The following is a 15,673-nucleotide window of genomic DNA, read 5'->3' on the forward strand; positions in this document are numbered from 1 at the left end:
CCCCGGCTACAACAGGTTCCGGCGGCGGAACTCCCCGCGCAGCTTGGTGAGCGCCTGCTCTTGGAGCTGACGGATCCGTTCACGCGAGAGCGAGTAGCGCTCGCCGATCTCCTTCAGCGTCAGCTCCGGCTCCTCGCCGATGCCCATCCGCTTGCGCAGGATATCGGCCTCGATCGGGCTGAGCTGGCCGAACACCTCCTGCAGCTGCGACAGCAGCAGCGCGGCGTCGATCTGCTCGGCCGGCGCGACGTGGCTGGTGTCCTCGACCGCGTCGAGCAGCGACAGCCCGGAGTCGTCCGACAGCGGTTGGTCGAGGCTGATCGGCGCCTCGACCAGCGACCAGCGCATGCGCGCGATCCGCTCGGTGCTGACCCCCGTGAGCGCCGCCAGCTCGCTGTCGGTCGGGCGGCGGGCGTGCAGCGCCTCGAACTCGCGCCGCGCGCGGCTGACCTTGTTGTAGGCGTCGATCATGTGGACCGGCAGCCGCACGCTGCGCGCCTTGTCTGCGATCGAGCGGCTGATCGCGTGGCGGATCCACCACGAGCCGTAGGTCGAGAAGCGGAAGCCCTTGCGGTGGTCGAAGCGATCGACCGCCTTCATCAAGCCGATGTTGCCCTCCTGGATGAGGTCCTGCAGCGGCATCTTGCCGTGGTTGTAGCGGCGCGCGATCGTGACGACGAGGCGCAGGTTGGCGCGCACGAACGCGTTCTTGGCCAGCACCAGCGCGTGGTGGTCGCGGCGGACCGCCGTCGCGTACTGGAAGAACGGCGCGCTGCCGCGGCGGGGCAGCTTGACCTTCATGCTGAGGCCCGACGCGACCCCGAGCTCGACGCTGGCGAGGTCGGCGAGGATCTGGTCCGACACCACGCTGTCGACGTCCGCCAGCCCCATCTGCTCCGCCAGCGCCTCGCGCGCGGCCTCGAACGCTTTCTGGTGCGTCAGGAGATCGCGGTCACGCAGCGCGCGCGACGTCTGGCGCATCGCCGTCAGCGCCGCCACCGGGGAGGTCTCGGGCGGCAGCACCTCGGTGGCGAGCCCGCAGATCCCGTCGACGAACGGCGGGTAATTCAGGATCGAGCGCCAGAACCCCTTGCGCAGCTCGGCGATCTGGATCGCGGCCGCGAGCTCCTCTTCCTTGGTCATCACCTCGACCCCGGCGAGATCGCGGAAGTAGGGCGCGAGCAGGTTGCCGGCCTCCGCGGCGACGCTGACCGCGGAGACGGAAGCGTCGCCGTCGACGGGCTCGCGGGCGGGCGCGGGGGTGACGACGGCATTCGGCGATTGACGCAGCATGTGCAGTCCTTTCGTTCGCCGCTCACGATCGCAGGCGCGCGATCAATCGGGCGTCAGGAGTGCATCGGCTGCGATCAACATCCGATCAAGGTCGGGCCTGCTCCTGTGACACGGATCCGGGCGCCGCTGCCGCCGCGTCCGCGTCGACGTGTCCGCGCAGGTACGCGACGTAGACGATGACCGGGATCGTGTAGCGGAACGCCGGCCCCGCCCACTCCCACAGACGAATCGCCTGATACACCGGCCCGGCCGCGCCGCGCAGCACCAGCTTGAGACCCGCGCGGAGCAGGCGGTGCCGCACCTGCACCACCGCCTGATCGCGCAGCTTGTCGGTCGCCACGTGCGCCACGTGCCCCGGCTGCAGCGCCTTCCGCTCCGGCTGCGTATGCGTCACGAAGTCGTGCAGCACCCCGAGGTCGCGGACCCCCTCGGCGTAGGTGTCGCCGGCGCGGAAGCGGTCGAGCAGCACCTGCTGGGTCTCCGGCGGCAGCGCGTCGAAGTTGGCGTCGAGCGCGTAGCGGACCACGCGTCGCTCGATCCCGGGGAGCCCGTCCGCGGCTGGCTCTTCGGACAGGCGCAGCTCGACCAGCGCGTCGCACACGATCTGCAGGTACGCCTGCTTGCCCGGCCCCGTGCGCCCGAGGACGCTGTGCGAGCCGAGCCGCAAGATCCGCTCCACCACCGCCGCGACCCGGTCGGCGCGCGAGGAACGGGGGTCGCGGAGCCGGCGGTCGAACCACAACAGGCCGGACGGCGGCCGGCCGAGGAACTCGATCAGCACGGCCAGCTCCGCTTCGCTGCAGGCCATGAGCACGGGCGTCAGGTGTTCGTCGACCATGGTCGCCCGCAGGGTACTCCTCGCGGGGCCCGGCGACCATCGCCTGCGAACCGCGACGGGTCGCCGGCCGCGCGTGGGCGCGCCCGGGCCCATTGAGGCGGCCGGGCCGGTCGGGCAAGATCGGGCGCGGTGGAGGTCGAACGGACGCCCTCGCAGGAGACCTCGGTGTCCGGCGAGATCACCCGCGAGGGCGAGCTCCCGCAGGCCGCGGGCGCGGCCGTCGACGACCTGTCCACCGGGACATGTGTCGGCCGCTACATCATCCTCGGCCGCCTCGGCGCCGGCGCCATGGGCGTCGTCTACAGCGCCTTCGACCCCGAGCTCGACCGCAAGATCGCCCTCAAGCTGCTGCACTCGCGCGGCAACGCCAGCCTCGACGCCCGCGCCCGCCTGCTGCGCGAGGCCAAGTCGCTGGCCCGCCTGTCGCACCCGAGCGTCGTCGGCGTCCACGACGTCGGCACCTACGGCGAGCACATCTTCCTCGCCATGGAGTTCGTCGCCGGGCGCACCCTCACCGCCTGGCTCAAAGAACAGCCGCGCCGCTGGCCCGAGGTGCTCGCGGTCATGCGCTCCGCCGGCGAGGGCCTGGCCGCCGCCCACGCCGCCGGCCTCGTCCACCGCGACTTCAAGCCCGACAACGTCATCATCGGCGACGACGGCCGCGCCCGCGTCCTCGACTTCGGCCTCGCGCGCGCCTCCGGCGAGGCTCCCGAGAGCCTGTCGGGCGGCGACAGCGACGCCCTCGCCGCCATCGCCTCCGCCTCGACCTCCGCCGCGACCCGCTCGCGCGAGCACGAGGCCGAGCACGTGCTCATCACCCGCACCGGCGCGCTGATCGGCACGCCCGCGTACATGTCCCCGGAGCAGCACCTCGGCCAGCCCGCCGACGCCCTCAGCGATCAGTTCTCGTTCTCCGTCGCCCTCTACCAGGCGCTCTACGGCGTGCGCCCGTTCAGCGGCGGCCGCCTGTCGGCCCTCGCCTACCAGATCGTCAAGGGCAAGGTCGAGGCCGCCCCTGCCGGATCGCAGGTGCCGAACTGGCTGCGCAAGGTCGTCGTCCGCGGCCTCGCCATCGACCCCGACAGCCGCTGGCCGTCGATGCACGCCATGCTGACCGCCCTCGCCCACGAGCGCGGCCTCGGTCGCCGCGGCGCCTGGCTCCTCGGCGGCCTCGGCGGCCTCGGCCTCGGCCTCGGCCTGTGGCTCGCCGGCAATGCCGGCCCGAGCCCGTGCCAGGGCGCCGAGCAGCGGCTCGCGGGGATCTGGGACGCCGCCCGCGTCGCCGAGATCGAGCAAGCCTTCCTCGCCTCGGGCGCCCCCTACGCCGCCGACGCCTGGCAGAGCGTCCACAAGGCCCTCTCGGCCTACGCCGACGACTGGTCGGAGGCCCACCACGACGCCTGCGCCGCCACGCACATCTACGGCGAGCAGTCCGAGCGCCTGCTCGACCTCCGCACCCGCTGCTTGAACCGCCACCTCGGCCGCTTCAAGGCCCTCAGCGACGGCCTCGCGCACGCCGGCGCCGGCACGATCGAGCACGCCCCCGAGGCCGCCTCGCTGCTCGGTGACCTGTCCACCTGCGCCGTCACCGACGCCCTCGACAGCGTCGTCCCGCCGCCCGACGACTCGACCAAGGTCGCCGCAGTCGAGGCTCGCCTCGACGACGCCGGCGCGCAGGAGCTGGCCGGCGACTACACCCGCGCCTTCGAGCTCGCGCTGCTGGCCGTCAACGAGGCCACCGCCCTCGCCTACGCCCCGCTCGAGGCCGAGGCGCTGCGGGTGCGGGCGCGGATCCAGCGGCGCCTGGCGCGTCACGACGTCAGCGCCGAATCACTCGCCGCCGCGATCGCGGCCGCCGCCCGCGGGCGCGACGACCCCACCGCCGCGACCGCCTGGACCGACCTCGTCTACCTCGTCGGCACCCACAAGCCCGACGCAGTCCGCCTCGACGCCACGCGCCTCGCCGCCGAGGCCGCGATCGTCCGCGCCGGCGACGACGTGTCGCTGCGCGCCCGCCTCGACCTCGGCGTCGCCAACGGCCTGCGCCTGCTCGGCCGCTACGACGAGGCCCTCGCCCCGGCGCTGCGCGCCCTGACCCTCTACGAGCGCGACGACCCCGGCAACGCCCACAACATCGCCGACGCGCTGCACAGCCTCGCGCTGATCCACAACCGCCAGGGCGCCCTCGACGAGGCCCAGCGGACCTTCGATCGCGCCATCGCGGCCCACGAGCGGGCCTACGGCCGGGCCCACCCGGTCACCGCCAGCGTGCTGTGCCACGCCGCCACCCTCGCGCTCGAGCGCGACGACCTCGACCGCGCCGAGGCGCTCGCGCGCGAGGCCCACGCGGTGCGCCAGCGGACCTTGCCGCGAGGCAACGTCGCCCTGGCCGAGTCCGGCCGGATCCTCGCCGAGCTCGCCGCCATGCGCGGCGACCTCGACGGCGCCCAGGCCCGCTACGACGAGGCCCTCGCGATCTACCGCGACCAGCCCGACGTCGACGCCATGCACCGGGCCACCCTGCACAACGACCTCGCCATGCTCGCCGACATGCGCGGCGACCTGACCGGCGCGCGCGAGCACTACCGCGAGGCGCTCGAGCTGTATCGTCAGCGCTTCGGACCCGAGCACGTGTACGCGCGGATCGTCGAGCGCAACCTCGTCGAGGTCGCGCTGTGGCTCGGCGATCCGGCGGCCGCGCTGAAGGAGGCCGAGCGGCTGATCGCCAGCTCTCCGGGCGAGCCGCCGATCCAGCCGCCGGTGCCGTACCTGCACGCGCTGCGGGCCCAGGCCCTGCTCGCGCTCGGTCGCGGCGCCGACGCGCGAGAGGCCGCCGAGCGCGCCGTCGCCGATCTCGACGCCCGCATTGGCGGCGCCGCGGACGCCGAGGAGTCCGCGATCATCCGCGCCACTCTGGCGCGCGTGCTGCCCGGCGCCGGCGTCGACGGCAAGCGCCGCCTCGCGCTCCTGTTGCTCGCCGAGCCCGAGCTGCGCCGCGCCGCCGAGGCCAAGAAGACCGCCGCAGTGCGAGCCCTGGCCGCCGTGCACGACCTGTCCTCGCGGACCGGTCCGCCTGCGCGGCAGTGATCGACCTGCCCCTACCTGTCCCGAATGACCACACTGAAAGGACAGGTCGGATCGGCCAGTCGACGACGTCGGCGAGTGCGGCTCGCGGCCTTGAGCCCCCAAAACACGCGCGTCAGCGCAACGACGGATCGGCCGTCGGCTTCTCACCCGTCGCTCGCGGGGGTAAGTTTGTCCGACCTGGTCTCGCGGCCTTCTTACTGACTCCCGGCCGTATTTCGGCCTGATCGGCACGCCATGTACACGCACTACCTTCGCTCCACCCTCGCCCTCGTCGGCGGCTTCGGCCTCCTCACCGCCTGTCCTTCGAACGGCGGCACCACCACCGAGACGGGCACCGACACCACGGGGACGAGCACGACCGAAGAGCCGCCGGGGACCTCGCAGCCGCCCACCACCACCGATCCGCCGACCAGCACCACCACGACCACCGGGCCGACCACCACCGAGGGCCCGACCACCGAGACCAGCACCACCACCACCACCACCACCACCGGCGAAGTCGACGGCCCCCTGTGCGTCGCGCTCGGCGGCAAGGACGGCGTCGCCGAGCTGGTCGGGGCCGCGGTGAACGAGGTCCTCGTCGACGACAAGATCAACGCCTACTTCCTCAACAGCGGCGTCGACGGCGGCAACCTCGGCGCCTGTCTCGACAAGCAGATCGGCGCCCTGGCCGGCTGCGCCGGCGTCGAGTACGACTGCCTCGACATGCAGGCCGCCCACGCCGGCCTCGGCATCTCGGCCCTCGACTTCGCCGACTTCGCCGCCGACTTCGCGACCGCCCTCGACGCCCACCAGGCCAACCACCCCGACCTCGGCGACGGCGACAAGGACGCCATCCTGTCCGAGCTCGCCGCGATGGAGGGCGACATCGTCGAGGACGCCGAGAGCAACCTGACCGTCTACCAGCGGGTCGGCCGCAAGCCGGCGATCCGCGCCCTCATCGGCGCCTCGGGCGAGGCGGGCTCGTTCCTCGACAACGTCGCCCTGAACCCCGCGATCAACGGCTTCTTCGGCGCCGCCGACTACCCCCGCCTCAACACCTGTCTCACGCGCCAGGTCGGCGGCATCGACGGCCCGAGCAGGTACGGCGAGGAGGTCGACGCCCCCGCGCCCGCCGATCCGGGCGTCGGCGCGGCCAACCCGTGCAAGGACATGGTCAGCTCGCACGAGGGCCTGACCGACAGCAACGACATGATGGGCATCGACATCACCGACTTCGGCGCGCTGGTCGGCGACCTCGTCACCGCCATGAACACCGCCATGGTCGCCCAGCCCGACCAGGACGCCATCCTGGCCGTGCTCGGGGCCATGTGCGAGGACATCGTCATGCTCGAGTCGAAGAACGACTGCCCGACGGCGCAGAAGCTCGAGGTCGTCGAGGCCACCGCGCTCGGCGCCGTGGTGGTCGACGAGATCTACGACGGCACCCTCGACACCATGACCTGCGTCGAGCTCGAGGTCCCCGACGACCCGATCAACTACGTGCGCGACATCGAGGTCACCCTCGGCATCAACCACAACTGGGTCGGCGACGTCACCGTCAAGCTCATCAGCCCCGACGACAAGCTCCTCACCCTCGTCAGCCGCCCCGGCCTCGTCGACATGAACGACAACGGCAGCGGTTGCTGCGGCGACAGCGCCAACCTGTCCAAGGACTTCCCGATCCTCTTCCGCGACGGCGCCGCCAACACCGCCGAGGACCTCGGCAAGGCGCTCGTCAACACCAACCAGGTCATCTGCAAGGACGACAACATCGACCCGTGCGAGTGGGCCCCGAACCCAGGCTCGGGCCCCGGCATGAACTTCGGCGACTTCTACGGCGACGCCGCCGCCGGCAGCTGGCGCCTGTGCGTCTCCGACTCCAACATCAACGACGCCGGCGTCATCGACTCGATCAAGCTCGCCATCAGCCGCGTCAAGTACGACCCGATGCCCTGACCCATCGGCCAGGTCACCTGCCCCGAAGGCCCGGCCGCCCCGCGCGCCCGGGCCTTCGCGCTTTCTCGGACCCGGCGGCGCCGGCCGCTCGTGATCACATGTGCAAAGGGACAGGTCCCCAAGGACCTGTCCTTTCCGCCCGGTCCGCCGGGACATGTCCCGGCGGTCCGGCTACTCGCCCGCGAGCACCTCGCGCGCGCGCTCGCCGGCCGACGAGAACGGCCCGCGGGCGATCTCCTGCAGCAGCGCCTGGGCCTCGCGCGCCGGCATGTGGCCCTCGACCGCGTTGAGGGCCGCCCAGAACGCCTTCTCGTTGCGGTCGGCCGCCAGGCGCTGGCGCAGGAACTGCACCGCCTCGGGCAGCGGCATGAACTTGTCGATCCCGCGCAGCGCGTCGGCGCGGACGGCGTCGTCGGGGTCGTTCACTGCCGTGTGCACGAACAGCTGCCCGAGCTCCGGGTGCTCCTCCATATTGCAGCCCTGCCACGCCATCGAGCGCCGGACCTCCGATGAGCGGTCGGACAGCAGCGTCGTCACCAGCTGCGTCAGGCGCGGATCGGTCGGCAGCCAGTGCAGCCGCTCGGTGATCTCCTTGCGCACGTCGGCGCTCGGGTTGCCCTGCGCGTGCTGCAGGTACGTGTCGAACACCAGGTCGGCGCCGCCGTAGTTGTGCGCCAGGGCGATCGCCGACAGGCACTGCGCCTGGACCTCCGGCGACGGATCTTGCGCGGCCCAGCTCGCCACCCACTGCATCACGTCGAGCTGCTCGACCAGGCTCGCGGTGGCCCCGAACGCGTTGGCCCGCACCGACACGTCGCCGTCCTGGCACAGCTGCAGGATCAGCTCGCGCCGGCCCTGCAGGTCGTGATCGGCGTCGAGGTACAGCGCCGTCGCCAGGCGCGCCCGCACCTCGGGCGCCGGGTGCCGCGCCAGCTGCTGCACCAGCGGCAGGCCGCCCTCCTCGGCGAACTTGGCCGCCACCGACACGACCTCCTCCATCAGGTACGACGGCAGGTCGCGCCCGGCCAGGGTCTCGAGCGCCTTGATGTGCTCCGGCTTGGCCCGGTTGTCGAGCACCGTGCCCCACGCCGACAGCGCCGCGCGCCGGACCCCGTCCTCGCGGTGCGTCTCGACCAGCTTGAGCAGGAACTTGTGGATCCCGGTGAAGTTGTTGTCGCGGTCGTACGCCTCGCACTGCAGCTCGTGCAGCGCGTTCTCCAGCTCGTCGGTGTCGTGCGACGTGAGCCCGGGGAACCGCTCGAGCACCACGTTCTCGCTGTCACCGCCGCCGAGCATCGACTTGACCGCGCCGAACAGACCCCGGCCGCCGCCGAGCACCGTCAGCGGCGCCTCGGCCGACGGGTCCTTGACCCCCGGGATGTCCGCCGACGCCATGATCTTGTAGGTCGCGTCCGGCTTGGCGTCCTCGGGGATTTTGTAGCGGAACTCGAACTTGTTGAGGCTGCCCGGCGCGAGGTCGCGGTCCTGCGCGACGATGTTGCTCGACAGCACCTTGATGTCGATCGACGGCAGCGAGCTGCCCTCCTTCGACTGCACCAACACCGACACGATGTCGACCTTGAGCGCCGTCAGCTTGAGCGGCTTCTTGCCGCCGGTCAGCGTCAACGAGCCGGCCACGGTGCCGCCGGGCGGTACCTTGTCGAGGTCGAGCTTGAGATCGAGCTGTGTTCCACCACCGAAGAGTTTGTTGAGCAGTCCCATGCGTGGCGGGGATGGTATCACCGCGACCTCGGGCGCCCGTGACGGCCCGGTGTCGATTCACCGCACCGCCGGGCCTCCGCCGTCCCGCCCTCCCGCCGAAGATGCCGGTGAGACGATGTTTCGCCGCAACTCCGTAGTCCTCCCGACCCCGCTCGCGTCCACGTCGCCGGCAGATCGGCCCTGGACAGCCAGCACGTGGCCGAGGATCACGTCGCCGTCGGTCCGGCCCACGACGGCCCGGGCCGCCAGCAGCTCCCCGGACATGGACCCGCGGCGAAGCGGGAGTGACCGCCATGTCCCCGCGCTGCGAACGCCGCCGGCCTCGCCGCGCCGCGGACGTCGCTCTCATGCCCGGCTATCCTCCGGGCCCTGTCCATGCGGCAGCGCACCTCAAGTCGCGGCGCTACACTCAAAACCACGCCACCGCAGAGCCTCCGTCCATGCTGACCCACGATGCGCTGATCCGCCTGTGCCGCGCCCGCGACCGCCTGCGGGAGACCGAAGGCCGGGCCCCGATCGCCGACATCGCCCGCGAGGCCGGGCTCTCGCCGTATCACTTCATCCGCCAGTTCGCCGCGGTGTTCGGCGCGACGCCGCATCAGTTCCGCATCGACGCGCGCATCGAGCGTGCCAAGCATCTTCTGGCGCGCGGCAATCACTCCGTCACCGACGTCTGCTTCGAGGTCGGCTTCGAGAGCCTCGGCAGCTTCAGCGACCTGTTCGCGCGCCGCGTCGGCGTCCCTCCGTCGCACTACCGCCGGCGCTGGCAAGTGCCCTCGCGCGTGGGGACGCTGCCGCCGGCGCTGATCCCCGGCTGCCTGCTGCTGATGTGCGGCGAGGCGGCCTCCGCAATTTTCAAGAAGCACTGAGCTGCGAAGTCGTCACACTCGCGCGGTACGGCCCGCGTGCCGATTCCCCCAGAGGTCCTCATGCGCATCAAGCTCAACAGTATCTTCGTCGACAACCAGGACAAGGCGCTGCGCTTCTACACGGAGGTGCTCGGCTTCAAGAAGAGCAAGGAGATCCCGGTCGGCGAGTTCCGCTGGCTGACCGTCGTCTCGCCGGACGGCCACGCCGACGTCGAGCTCTCGCTCGAGCCGAACGCGAACCCCGTCGCGAAGACGTACCAGGAAGAATTGTTCCGCCAGGGCATTCCGCTGACCGCGTTCGAGGTCGACGACATCCACGCCGAGTACGAGCGGCTGAAGAAGCACGGCGTCGCATTCACGATGGAGCCGACCGACGCCGGCCAGGTCTTCGTGGCGATCTTCGCCGACACCTGCGGCAACCTGATCCAGCTCTACCAGCCGAAGCCGTAGCCGACGCGCCGACACGCCCCTGGTCGCCACGCCGCGGCCAGGGGCGAGCCTCGCCCGCAGCGGTCACGACCGCGAGCCGAAGTAGAACCCGACCAGCGCCGCCAGCCCTTGCTCGAGGCCGAGCCGGCCGACCCCGACCGTGGCCGGATCGGGCAGCACGTGGAAGAACGCGTGGATCGCCAGCGCCCCGACGGCCACCAGGCCGACGATCGCCCGCATGTCCTCGAGGACACGCGACGATCCGCCGATGCGCCGCTGCAGCCACCGCGTCACCCGCGTGAGCAGCAGCCCGAGCACGAACGCGGCCGCCAGCGCCAGAGTCACCACCCCGCGCTGCGCCGCCGCGCCCTCCTGGCGCATCACCACCACCCCGACGCCGACGAGGCCCGCGATCAGCAGCAGCCGGATCGAACCGCGCGGCAGCCACAGCGGCGGCGGCCCGTCGGATTTGTCGGCGGACGCCTGGGCCCGGGCCGCGAAGTAATGCCCGAGCACCACGAACAGCAGGCTCTCCAGCGCCTCCGGCGGCGGCTCGTCGGGCGCCCGCACCAGCAGCCCGCACACCGTCCCGACCACGCCCAGGGCCAGCAAGGCGCGCACGCTCCCGGCCGGCAAGCCGAGCGCGTGCCGCCGCCGCCAATCACTCGCCGTCGATGCCTCGCTCACCGCGCCATTGTAGGCTGCGCGCCGGCCCGCGCGGTCCGGCGATTTTCGCCCCTCGATCCTCGTGCGATCTCGCGAACCGACCCTCCCGCGCGGCCCTCGCCCCACCGGGCGGCCTGCGCGAGCTCGACCCTCACGTCCCACCCCCTGTCCCCCAGGAGCGCGCGGCCGATCGCACGAATGTCAACACATGTCCCGAAGGACATCTCGCCGCTCGGATCACTTCAGCCGCACCGGCACCGCCTCGGGGCTGTCGTTCTCGGGCAGGATGACCCCGATCCACGAGATCCGGTCCGTGCTCGACAACACCACCGGCTCCCCGCGCTCGAGGTTCGCGGTCGCGGCGCGCTCGAGCCCCTCGTCGGTCGAGAAGCACAGCCCCGCGACGCCCGCGAGCAGCAGCACCTCGTCGACCGGATCCGCCAACAGCCGGCCCTGCACCTGGCCCAGCGTCATGCCGAGCCGCAGCCCCTCCGCGGTGCAGGCCGGGTGCTCCTCGTGGATCCCCACCTGCGTGACCACCCCGTCTTCGATGAACAGGCTGACGTCCCGCGTGAGGACCACGCGCATCGCCCCACGCATCTCGACCGTGCGCTCGCCCTCCAGGAGCGCGACCTGCGGCTCGCCCGGCTCGCCGAGGCGAAACGGGCCGATGCTGCGGCCGGGGATGATTTGAAGCTCGTCTCCCATCACAGGTCTCCTCGGCGTTCGGGCCGACACTAACAGCTCGCGCGAGCGGACGGACCGCCGCTCGCTCGCCGCCGTGCCGGTTCGCGCTCGCCCCGCGCGAGCCTGGCGCCTCGCCCCTGCACGAGCCTGGCCGCTGCGGCGGCGACTCTCGAACCGCTCCGGCGATGCGGCCCTCCCCGGCTCGTCACGCGCCTGCGTCCGCTCGCACCGCTCCGTCCGCCGTGTGCGCCGCGGCAGCGGGCCTCGCACGCTCTGTCCGCCATGTTCGCCTGCCTCCGCCTCTTGCCGTTCGCCGTGCTCCTCGGATGCGCCGGCACCCTCGTGCCTGCGCCCGAGGCCCGGCGCGTCCCGGGCCTGCGCGACGCCGCGGTCGCGGACGAGGCCGGCGTCGAGGTCATCGCAGTCGCCAACGCCTGGCGCGGATTCCCGCCCGACCTCGAAGGCGCCGTCACCCCGCTGCTCGTCACCCTCACCAACCGGGGCGGGCGCGCCCTCGAGCTGCGCTACGAGCACTTCAGCCTGGTCTCTCCCGGCGGGGTGTATTACGCCGCCCTGCCCCCGTTTCAGATTCACGACACCGTCTACGCCCCCGTCGACACGGCCTATCCCGCGGCGGGATTCGGCGTCGCGCCGTACCTCTCGCCCTGGTACCCCGGCTGGTCGGTCTGGGGCGGCCCCTTCCCGTACCGCGGCGCCTATTACGACAGTTACAACCCCGCCTTCCAGCGCGTCGCCCTGCCGTCCGGCGACATGGTCGAGAAAGCCCTCCCCGAGGGCGTCCTCAGCCCCGGCGGCCGGATCACCGGCTATCTCTACTTCGAGCACGTCGAGGACGCGCGTCGCATCGAATTCGTCGCGCGCCTCGTCGACGGCGGCACCGGCGAGGAATTCGGCGCAGTCGAGGTCCCGTTCGTCGTGGAATGAGGGCGCCACCTCGCATTTGCGGCCGTCCGGATCTCTCACGCGCGCCGTGATTCGAATTGTGCCAACATCCGCGAGCCCTGCTGGCAATTGGGTCGTGGACTCGCCGATGAACCGCGCGACAGCTCATCCTCTCGCGACCGCGGCGACCTCGACGGCAGCGCTCCGGCGGCGATCCCGGAGCCGCGACGCCGACTTGCACGAGCAGACGACCACGATCATGCAGCGTGGAACAGGAGTCGTACGATGACGTCGTCCCGCGGATTTTCGATGTGGGTGGTGGGGCTTTGTGCCGTCGGCGCGTGCGACGGCGTGGCGCAGGAAGCGGACCCGGCCGTCGCCTTGCGCGACCAGGTCAATAACGCTCCGGCGCTCAACACGGCGGTGCTCAACGGCATGCGCATGAACGGCATGCGCATGAATGGCACCACGCTGAACGGCATGCGCATGAACGGCATGCGCATGAACGGCATCAACCTCAACGGCCTCAACCTCAACGGCAGCGTCCTCTCTGCCACCGGCGTGGTGAACGGCACCTCGCAGACGTTCACGGGCGCGCAGCTCGTCGGCGCCGTCATCGACCTCGACATCGACGGCGCCACCTGGCAGATGCGCTTCGACGACATTTTCAAGAACCCCGCCGCTCCGACCGGCGACGTCTGGTTCTACGAAGTCTCGATCCAGGCCCCCGGTGACCCAAATTGGGAGAGCCTCTGCTTCGACCACCTGGGCCAGCCGACCCAGGCCATCCCGCTCGCCAACTACTGGGACCTCGCCACCGGCGCGCGCGTCGCCGACGCCACCGTCGTCACCTTCGCCTGCCGCGACGCGGTGCTCGCCAAGTGTGTCGAGTGGGGCTACCGCCCCTGGGCCAAGGTGGGCACGACCTCGCTGGCGAACCATCACCAGGCCTGTACGCGAATGGCCCGCGCCGACTACTGCGGCGACGGCACGGCGCACACCTTCACGGGCACCCCGATCGACATCTTCGACAAGCTGGCCCCGCGGCTCCAGGCCCCCGCGACCCTGAGCCGCTCGAATTGGGGCCCCGAGGCCGAGTGGGGCCCCAACGGCGCCGTCTGCGTGGGCGACATGATGCGCCTCAAGCTGTACGACGACGCCGGCGTCCCCTACGACTACCCGGCCTGTCTCGATGCGCTCGACGACTTCAGCTCGTGCGGCACCCTCCCGAGCAGCCGCGGCGGCCTGGTCGCCAACCGCTTCTGCGACAAGTGGGGCGACCAGCCGCAGCAGTGCAACAGCCACGACAACGACAGCGACGACGACGAGGACGACAGCGACGACTGAGCCGCACCTCGCGCCGGCCCGATTGCGCCGACATGTCCCCGGGGACATGTCGCGCGATTGCGCACCGGTCGACGCTGCCCACGCCCGCGCCCGCGGGTGAGGCCTTCGCCTACCGCGGACGAATCATGCGACCCGAGCGGGCCGCGCCGGCCCCGTCCCTCGACCTTGCGAGGGCCCGAGTGCCGGCGACGTGATCCGGCCCGCACTCATGGGACGCGCACCGGGTCGCGTCCGCCGCCGCCTCAGCGCGCCTCGGCCAGCCGGCCCGAGGACGACGCCAGGTACTCTTCCCATTTGCGGATCGTCAGCGCCTGGAATGCGTGGACCGCCGGGTTCAGCTCGGCGATGGGCGCCTGCCAGTGGCGGTTGTAGCCGTCCTGCTCGGCCTCGACGGCGACGCCGTCCTCCTCGAGCAGCGGCTTGAACACCACGTGCTTGGCGATCTCGAGCACCGGCTCCATCACCTGCCGCGGCATCTGCAGCGGGAGCCCCGGGAGCTTGAAGCCGTCGAAGTAGAACAGGAAGAACGCGCGGGTGGTCTGCTCGTCGATCGGCAGGCAGAAGCACCAGTCCTTGATCTTCCCGTCGGTGTCCGACCACTGGTACGGGTATTGATAGCAGAGCGTCATCGCATTGATGTTGGTGCGCTTGCGATCGACGAAGTGCTTCATCAGCGGCCCGTCGGCCACCTTCGTGTCGTACGACACGTAGACGCGGTCGCCCTCGACGCGCAGGTCCGTCAGCGTCGAGTCCGTGAACGGGCGGAACCGCCGGTGCAGGTACGCGTGGGTGAAGTCGCTGACGTTGTCGATGATCATCGAGTGGTGAGCCTTCCACGTGAAGTCCACCAGCAGCTTGGCCCACGGCTTCGGCCCGTCGAGCTCCGGGATCTCCGGCATCGGCGTCGCGTCGGCCCGCGCCGGATCGCCGAAGAACACCCACACCAGCCCGTAGCGCTCGCGCACCGGGTAGTGGCGCAGCTCGATCTTCGGCAGCGGCTTGCCGAACAGCTCGTGCGGCACCTTGCACAGCTTGCCGTCGCCGCCGTACTCCCAGCCGTGGTACGGGCACACCACGTTGCAGCCCTCCACGCGCCCGCCCGACAGCTTGAGCTGCCGGTGCGCGCAGCGGTTGTCGATCGCGCGCAGGGCCCCGTCCTCGCCGCGGAACACCGCGACCGAGCGGCGCCAGAACGTCACCTCGACCACCTTGCCCGGCGGCACCGCGCGCGCGTACTCCACCGCGTACCAGTGGTTGGGGTCGAGCCCGGCGGCGCGGACCTTCTGCCGCTTGTTGCGCGCCTCTTCGAAGTTCGGCGGCGGCGCGCGGCCGATCGTGTGCAGGGTGTCCGTCATCGTCATCCTCGTCCTGTCTCGAACAGCGGGCGGACCTCGCCCGCGGGCCCGCGCCGCGGCAGCATGCGCCGCAGCAGCGCGAGCGGGAAGAGCACATAAGGCGCGTACAGCAGCGCCACCAGCCACGGCACCGTCGGCCGCGGCTCACCGAAGGTGTGCACCCCGAGGAAGATCACCATCGAGTACAGCATCACCGACGCGTAGATGATCGCCGGCCAGCGGATCCACTCGCGCCGGCGCACCAGCGCGACCGCCAGCACCGCGTAGAACGGGCCGAACACGAAGGCCGACACCCCCGACGCGATCTGCAGCCACAGCGGGTTCAGCACGATCAGCGGGTCGTAGGTGCTGCCCCACCAGTAGAGGAAGCCCTTGAGCCCGCTGTCCGCCGGCGCCATCGGCCCCGGCTCGATGGCGGCCAGGCGGTCGAACAGCAGCGACGTGCTGCAGAAGCTGAGCGCGAACACCAGCAGGACGCGGTCGATCCAGCGCATCGGGACATGTCCCTCGTGACCTGTCACGGCCGCCATGTCCTTTCG

13 protein-coding genes are annotated in these 15,673 nt (G+C 71.5%); 6 read left to right on the top strand and 7 right to left on the bottom strand.

Annotated features, from left to right (window positions below; all coding sequences use genetic code 11):
- Window positions 1-6 precede the first annotated feature (6 nt).
- Entirely contained in the window at window positions 7-1,293 is a 1,287-nt protein-coding gene (locus OV090_RS34305; RefSeq protein WP_267708906.1) for a sigma-70 family RNA polymerase sigma factor, read from the bottom strand.
- A gap of 85 nt (window positions 1,294-1,378) precedes the next feature.
- Window positions 1,379-2,131 carry a hypothetical protein gene (locus OV090_RS34310; protein ID WP_267708907.1) on the bottom strand — a complete coding sequence of 251 codons (753 nt, stop codon included), beginning with the start codon at window positions 2,129-2,131 and terminating at the stop codon, window positions 1,379-1,381.
- A 129-nt stretch (window positions 2,132-2,260) separates the two neighbouring features.
- On the opposite strand from OV090_RS34310, the gene OV090_RS34315 reads away from it, so the two are divergent.
- Window positions 2,261-5,218: a serine/threonine-protein kinase gene (locus OV090_RS34315; protein ID WP_267708908.1), complete on the top strand. Its 2,958-nt coding sequence runs from the start codon at window positions 2,261-2,263 to the stop codon at window positions 5,216-5,218.
- A gap of 234 nt (window positions 5,219-5,452) precedes the next feature.
- The gene (locus tag OV090_RS34320; protein WP_267708909.1) at window positions 5,453-7,156 is read left to right on the top strand and encodes a proprotein convertase P-domain-containing protein; all 1,704 of its coding nucleotides are present in this window, start codon (window positions 5,453-5,455) and stop codon (window positions 7,154-7,156) included.
- A 171-nt stretch (window positions 7,157-7,327) separates the two neighbouring features.
- Here OV090_RS34320 and OV090_RS34325 read toward each other — a convergent pair whose 3' ends face one another.
- Complete coding sequence (locus OV090_RS34325) at window positions 7,328-8,878, bottom strand: sporulation protein (protein WP_267708910.1); 1,551 nt, start codon at window positions 8,876-8,878, stop codon at window positions 7,328-7,330.
- Between the two features lie 440 nt (window positions 8,879-9,318).
- Here OV090_RS34325 and OV090_RS34330 point away from each other — a divergent pair, with 440 nt between their 5' ends.
- Complete coding sequence (locus OV090_RS34330; protein ID WP_267708911.1) at window positions 9,319-9,747, top strand: helix-turn-helix transcriptional regulator; 429 nt, start codon at window positions 9,319-9,321, stop codon at window positions 9,745-9,747.
- Between the two features lie 60 nt (window positions 9,748-9,807).
- Window positions 9,808-10,197, top strand: a complete 390-nt coding sequence (locus OV090_RS34335; protein WP_267708912.1) for a VOC family protein — start codon at window positions 9,808-9,810, stop codon at window positions 10,195-10,197.
- 63 nt (window positions 10,198-10,260) lie between these two features.
- Here OV090_RS34335 and OV090_RS34340 read toward each other — a convergent pair whose 3' ends face one another.
- Together OV090_RS34340 and OV090_RS34345 are read right to left on the bottom strand one after the other, a co-directional pair.
- Window positions 10,261-10,863 (bottom strand): hypothetical protein, encoded by a 603-nt coding sequence (locus OV090_RS34340; protein ID WP_267708913.1) that lies wholly within the window; start codon window positions 10,861-10,863, stop codon window positions 10,261-10,263.
- 216 nt (window positions 10,864-11,079) lie between these two features.
- Window positions 11,080-11,550 carry a hypothetical protein gene (locus OV090_RS34345; RefSeq protein ID WP_267708914.1) on the bottom strand — a complete coding sequence of 157 codons (471 nt, stop codon included), beginning with the start codon at window positions 11,548-11,550 and terminating at the stop codon, window positions 11,080-11,082.
- A 261-nt stretch (window positions 11,551-11,811) separates the two neighbouring features.
- Between OV090_RS34345 and OV090_RS34350 the strand changes: the two genes are divergently transcribed.
- Both OV090_RS34350 and OV090_RS34355 read left to right on the top strand, forming a co-directional pair.
- The gene (locus tag OV090_RS34350) at window positions 11,812-12,474 is read left to right on the top strand and encodes a hypothetical protein (protein WP_267708915.1); all 663 of its coding nucleotides are present in this window, start codon (window positions 11,812-11,814) and stop codon (window positions 12,472-12,474) included.
- A 243-nt stretch (window positions 12,475-12,717) separates the two neighbouring features.
- Window positions 12,718-13,779, top strand: a complete 1,062-nt coding sequence (locus tag OV090_RS34355) for an ADYC domain-containing protein (RefSeq protein ID WP_267708916.1) — start codon at window positions 12,718-12,720, stop codon at window positions 13,777-13,779.
- A gap of 242 nt (window positions 13,780-14,021) precedes the next feature.
- Here OV090_RS34355 and OV090_RS34360 read toward each other — a convergent pair whose 3' ends face one another.
- Together OV090_RS34360 and OV090_RS34365 are read right to left on the bottom strand one after the other, a co-directional pair.
- Window positions 14,022-15,134, bottom strand: a complete 1,113-nt coding sequence (locus OV090_RS34360; protein WP_267708917.1) for an aromatic ring-hydroxylating dioxygenase subunit alpha — start codon at window positions 15,132-15,134, stop codon at window positions 14,022-14,024.
- A 2-nt stretch (window positions 15,135-15,136) separates the two neighbouring features.
- Window positions 15,137-15,664, bottom strand: a complete 528-nt coding sequence (locus OV090_RS34365) for an emopamil-binding family protein (protein ID WP_267708918.1) — start codon at window positions 15,662-15,664, stop codon at window positions 15,137-15,139.
- Between the last annotated feature and the right edge of the window lie 9 nt (window positions 15,665-15,673).

This window comes from Nannocystis sp. RBIL2 (assembly GCF_026626745.1).
Taxonomy (GTDB): domain Bacteria; phylum Myxococcota_A; class Polyangia; order Nannocystales; family Nannocystaceae; genus Nannocystis.